The 1,562-nt window shown below is 58.5% G+C and carries 1 rRNA gene; it reads left to right on the top strand.

The window, feature by feature from the left end:
* Positions 1-1,349 (top strand): 16S ribosomal RNA (locus BLR03_RS23795); the annotation flags it as partial.
* Positions 1,350-1,562: the final 213 nt, after the last annotated feature.

Here is a 1,562-nt window from a genome sequence, read left to right as displayed (position 1 = left end):
ACTCCTCATCGCATGGTGGGGGGTGGAAAGCTTTATTGTGGTTTTGGATGGACTCGCGGCCTATCAGCTTGTTGGTGAGGTAATGGCTCACCAAGGCGACGACGGGTAGCCGGCCTGAGAGGGTGACCGGCCACACTGGGACTGAGACACGGCCCAGACTCCTACGGGAGGCAGCAGTGGGGAATATTGCACAATGGGCGCAAGCCTGATGCAGCGACGCCGCGTGAGGGATGACGGCCTTCGGGTTGTAAACCTCTTTCAGTAGGGAAGAAGCGAAAGTGACGGTACCTGCAGAAGAAGCGCCGGCTAACTACGTGCCAGCAGCCGCGGTAATACGTAGGGCGCAAGCGTTATCCGGAATTATTGGGCGTAAAGAGCTCGTAGGCGGTTTGTCGCGTCTGCCGTGAAAGTCCGGGGCTCAACTCCGGATCTGCGGTGGGTACGGGCAGACTAGAGTGATGTAGGGGAGACTGGAATTCCTGGTGTAGCGGTGAAATGCGCAGATATCAGGAGGAACACCGATGGCGAAGGCAGGTCTCTGGGCATTAACTGACGCTGAGGAGCGAAAGCATGGGGAGCGAACAGGATTAGATACCCTGGTAGTCCATGCCGTAAACGTTGGGCACTAGGTGTGGGGGACATTCCACGTTTTCCGCGCCGTAGCTAACGCATTAAGTGCCCCGCCTGGGGAGTACGGCCGCAAGGCTAAAACTCAAAGGAATTGACGGGGGCCCGCACAAGCGGCGGAGCATGCGGATTAATTCGATGCAACGCGAAGAACCTTACCAAGGCTTGACATGGGCCGGACCGGGCTGGAAACAGTCCTTCCCCTTTGGGGCCGGTTCACAGGTGGTGCATGGTTGTCGTCAGCTCGTGTCGTGAGATGTTGGGTTAAGTCCCGCAACGAGCGCAACCCTCGTTCCATGTTGCCAGCGCGTAATGGCGGGGACTCATGGGAGACTGCCGGGGTCAACTCGGAGGAAGGTGGGGACGACGTCAAATCATCATGCCCCTTATGTCTTGGGCTTCACGCATGCTACAATGGCCGGTACAAAGGGTTGCGATACTGTGAGGTGGAGCTAATCCCAAAAAGCCGGTCTCAGTTCGGATTGGGGTCTGCAACTCGACCCCATGAAGTCGGAGTCGCTAGTAATCGCAGATCAGCAACGCTGCGGTGAATACGTTCCCGGGCCTTGTACACACCGCCCGTCAAGTCACGAAAGTTGGTAACACCCGAAGCCGGTGGCCTAACCCCTTGTGGGAGGGAGCTGTCGAAGGTGGGACTGGCGATTGGGACTAAGTCGTAACAAGGTAGCCGTACCGGAAGGTGCGGCTGGATCACCTCCTTTCTAAGGAGCACCTACAACCACCCTGCCGGGCGCATGCCCGTGTTGCGGGGTTGTCAGGAGTAACGCCCGTTGCGCAGACGATTGTTCTGCGGCGGGTGCTCACGGGTGGAATATCAACAAATAGGTGCCTGGCGGCACGTGCCGGCAGCAAGTACGAACGGGGTCCCTTCGGGGTCCTGGTTCTGGAACGCTCGCCGGTGTGAACTGCTGGGT

The organism is Arthrobacter sp. ok909, from assembly GCF_900104405.1.
Lineage (GTDB): Bacteria > Actinomycetota > Actinomycetes > Actinomycetales > Micrococcaceae > Arthrobacter > Arthrobacter humicola.
This window is presented reverse-complemented; position numbering and strand designations above follow the sequence as displayed.